Raw genomic sequence first — 4030 nt, 5'->3', positions numbered from 1 at the left:
GCCGAGGCGATCGCCGAGGCCGCGCCCCAGCCGGAGGCCGAGGACGGCGGTCCGCGCCCCCGCGCCCGCCGTCGCCGCTACGGCCGCTACAAGGACGAGGGCGGCGAAGAGGCCGCCGCGCCGAGCGACGTGGAGCCGTCCAGCGCCGACTGAGGCGCCGGCGTCACACAGGCTCAGGCCCCTGGAAAATGAAAGGCCGCCGGCGCGTCAGCCCGGCGGCCTTTTTCTTTTCGGCGTCCGGCGGCGGAATTTTCGTCGCGCGCCCTTTTGTGATCAAAAAGACACACCCATATCCGTGACGAAGGGGGAGGCCGGACCGGCGCTCCCGGGGCGGCCGCGCGGCCGTCGATCACTGAGGCGCTGAAGCGCGGGGGCTCATCCCCTCGCGTGTCCGCTCCGGCCCCCATGGGCGGCGGACGCCGGCGCGCTCCAAAGGAGAGACGCATGAATCCGGAAATCTACACCGAACGCGTCCGGGGGTTCCTGCAGGCGGCGCAGACGGCGGCGACCAACGCCGGCCACCAGCAGCTTCTTCCCGAACATGTGCTGAAGGTCCTGCTCGACGATCCCGAAGGCCTCTCCTCGGGCCTGATCGAGCGCGCCCGCGGCCGCCCCGCCGACGCCCGCGCGGCGGTCGAGGCCGCGTTGCGCAAGGCGCCGCAGGTGAGCGGCTCGGGCGGCGGCAACCTCTATCTCGCGCCCGCCACTTCGCGGGTGTTCACGGCCGCCGAGCAGCTCGCCAAGAAGGCGGGCGACCAGTTCGTCACCGCCGAGCGGCTGCTGACCGCCTTCGCGCTGGAGAAGGACACCGACGCCGGCAAGGCGCTCATCGCCGCCGGCGTGACGCCCCAGGCGCTGAACGCGGTGATCGAGGAGCTGCGCAAGGGCCGCACCGCGGACAGCGCCACCGCCGAGAACGCCTATGACGCGCTGAAGAAATACGCCCGCGATCTCACCGCCGTCGCCCGCGAGGGCAAGCTCGACCCGGTGATCGGCCGCGACGAGGAGATCCGCCGCGCGATCCAGGTCCTGTCCCGCCGCACCAAGAACAACCCGGTGCTGATCGGCGAGCCCGGCGTCGGCAAGACCGCCATCGTCGAGGGGCTGGCGCTGCGCATCATCAACGGCGACGTGCCGGAATCGCTTCAGGACAAGCGCCTGCTCGCGCTCGACATGGGCGCGCTGATCGCCGGCGCGAAGTATCGCGGCGAGTTCGAGGAACGGCTGAAGGCGGTGCTGTCCGAGGTGCAGTCGGCGGCGGGCGGGATCATCCTGTTCATCGACGAGATGCACACGCTCGTGGGCGCCGGCAAGGCGGACGGCGCCATGGACGCCTCCAACCTGCTGAAGCCCGCGCTCGCCCGCGGCGAGCTGCACTGCGTCGGCGCGACCACGCTCGACGAGTACCGCAAGCATGTGGAGAAGGACGCCGCGCTCGCCCGCCGGTTCCAGCCGGTGTTCGTGTCCGAGCCAACGGTGGAGGACACCATCTCCATCCTGCGCGGCATCAAGGAGAAGTACGAGCTGCACCACGGCGTGCGCATCGCGGACTCCGCGCTCGTCGCCGCCGCCACGCTGTCGAACCGCTACATCACCGACCGCTTCCTGCCCGACAAGGCGATCGACCTCATGGACGAGGCCTCGTCGCGGCTGCGGATGCAGGTGGACTCCAAGCCCGAGGAGCTCGACGAGTACGACCGCCGCATCATCCAGCTCAAGATCGAGCGCGAGGCGCTGAAGAAGGAGACCGACGACGCCTCCCGGGACCGGCTGGTGAAGCTCGAGACCGAGCTCGCCGGCCTGCAGGAGAAGGCCGACGCGCTGACCGCCCGCTGGAAGAACGAGAAGGACAAGCTCGGCCGCGCCCAGGGCCTCAAGGAGAATCTGGACAAGGCCCGCATCGAGCTGGAGCAGGCCCAGCGCAAGGGCGATCTCGCCCGCGCCGGCGAGCTGGCCTATGGCGTGATCCCGAAGCTCGAGCGCGAGCTGAAGGAGACCGAGGAGACCGGCGCCGCCGGCTCCATGGTGCAGGAGGTGGTGACGCCCGACGCCATCGCGCAGGTGGTCTCCCGCTGGACCGGCGTGCCGGTGGACAAGATGCTGGAGGGCGAGCGCGCCAAGCTGCTGCGCATGGAGGACGAGCTGGCCAAGCGCGTCGTCGGCCAGGCGGAGGCGGTGCAGGCGGTGTCGACCGCGGTGCGGCGCGCCCGCGCCGGCCTGCAGGACCCGAACCGGCCGATCGGCTCGTTCATGTTCCTCGGGCCGACCGGCGTCGGCAAGACCGAGCTGACCAAGGCTCTGGCGTCGTTCCTGTTCGACGACGATCAGGCGATGGTGCGCATCGACATGTCCGAATACATGGAGAAGCACGCCGTCGCCCGGCTGATCGGCGCGCCTCCCGGCTATGTGGGCTATGAGGAAGGCGGCGCGCTGACCGAGGCCGTGCGGCGCCGGCCCTACCAGGTCGTGCTGTTCGACGAGGTGGAGAAGGCGCATCCGGATGTGTTCAACATCCTGCTGCAGGTGCTCGACGACGGGCGCCTGACGGACGGACAGGGCCGCACGGTCGACTTCCGCAACACGCTGCTGATCATGACCTCGAACCTCGGGTCCGAGTATCTGGTCAGCCAGCCGGACGGCGAGGACACCGACGCGGTGCGCGATCAGGTGATGACGGTGGTGCGCTCGCACTTCCGGCCTGAGTTCCTGAACCGCGTGGACGACATCGTGCTGTTCCACCGCCTGAAGCGCGACCAGATGGGCGCGATCGTGGACATCCAGCTCGGCCGCCTGCGCCGCCTGCTGGAGGACCGCAAGATCACGCTCGATCTGGATCAGGGCGCACGCGACTGGCTCGCCGAGAAGGGCTACGACCCGGCCTACGGGGCGCGGCCGCTGAAGCGGGTGATCCAGAAATACGTGCAGGATCCGCTCGCCGAGCTGATCCTCGCCGGCGACGTGCGCGACGGCCAGCACGTGCCGGTCTCGGCCACGGGCTCGGGCCTGCTGGTGGGGCCGCGCGCGGTGGCGGCCGCCGCCTGACGACGCCGACGCCGCCCTGCCCCGCGAAGGGTAGGGCGGCGGGATTTTCGGCTGACGGCCTTGAGGGGCCGAAGCTTTGGGGATGAGGGCGCTTCGTTCGGAGCCACCCCCATCCCTTACCCTTCCCGCAAGGCGAATGGGGCGGCGGCGCGACCATCCTCACGCGTGTGGGGAGGTTCGGCCGTCTTGATAAGGTCGGAACCGGGCGGACGGGGCGGCGTCTCGACGCGCGGGAGACAGGCGGCGGCGTGGAGCCGCCGTTGTCACATCGTGCGGTCAGGCGCGATCTCCACCGGCACCCGCGACAGCACGTAGCGGGACACCCGGCGGGGCAGCAGGCGCGACAGGCGGATCAGCGCCACCAGCGGCCAGGGGAAGGCGATGCGCTCGTGGCCCCGGACGAGCCGCTTCAGGATCAGCGCCGCCGCGGCGTCCGCCGACATCTCGAACGGCTTCGGCCCGAGATAGCGGGCGCTCATGTCGCTGGTGACGAAGCCGGGGCAGATCACCGACACGCCGACGCCGGACGGCGCCAGGAAATCCGCCAGCGCCTCGCCATAGACCAGCACCCCGGCCTTGGAGGCGGAGTAGGCCGCCGTGTCGCCCACCGGCTGCAGCGCCGCGAGCGAGCTCATCAGCGCGATCCGGCCGCGGCCGCGGGCGCGCATGGGCTCGACCAGCGGCGCGACGGTGGCGATGGCCCCTTCCAGATTGACCCGAAGCTGGCGCTGGGAGCTCTCGAAGCTCTCCGCGGCGCGGTTGTCGCCGAGCCCGCCGGAGACGCCGGCGTTGGCGATGACCAGATCGACCGGCCGCCGGGCGTCGAACGCCGTGATGGCCTCGGCCAGCGGCCCGTGATCGGTGACGCTGAGCGCCTTGACCTCCACCTCGGCCCCGCGCGCGCGGCAGGCCTGCGCCACCTCGTCGAGGCGGGCCGCGTCACGGCCGATCAGCAGCAGCGCGACGCCGTCGCCTGCGCAGGCGCGGG

At 71.3% G+C, this 4030-nt stretch carries 2 protein-coding genes; one reads left to right on the top strand and one right to left on the bottom strand.

Going from position 1 to position 4030, the window contains the following annotated elements; translation table 11 throughout:
* Positions 1-444: 444 nt before the first annotated feature.
* Entirely contained in the window at positions 445-3042 is a 2598-nt protein-coding gene (clpB, locus tag ACFQ4O_RS15910; RefSeq protein WP_378777083.1) for an ATP-dependent chaperone ClpB, read from the top strand.
* Between the two features lie 263 nt (positions 3043-3305).
* On the opposite strand, the gene ACFQ4O_RS15905 is transcribed toward clpB, so the two are convergent.
* Positions 3306-4030, bottom strand: a 725-nt coding sequence (locus ACFQ4O_RS15905; protein WP_378777081.1) for an SDR family NAD(P)-dependent oxidoreductase, incomplete at its 5' end; no start/stop codon positions are given.

Origin of the sequence: Methylopila musalis (assembly GCF_042679725.1) — a bacterium.
Classification (GTDB): Bacteria; Pseudomonadota; Alphaproteobacteria; order Rhizobiales; family Methylopilaceae; genus Methylopila; species Methylopila musalis.
The sequence above is the reverse complement of the archived record's forward strand: the minus strand, read 5'-3'. Positions and strand labels throughout refer to the sequence as shown.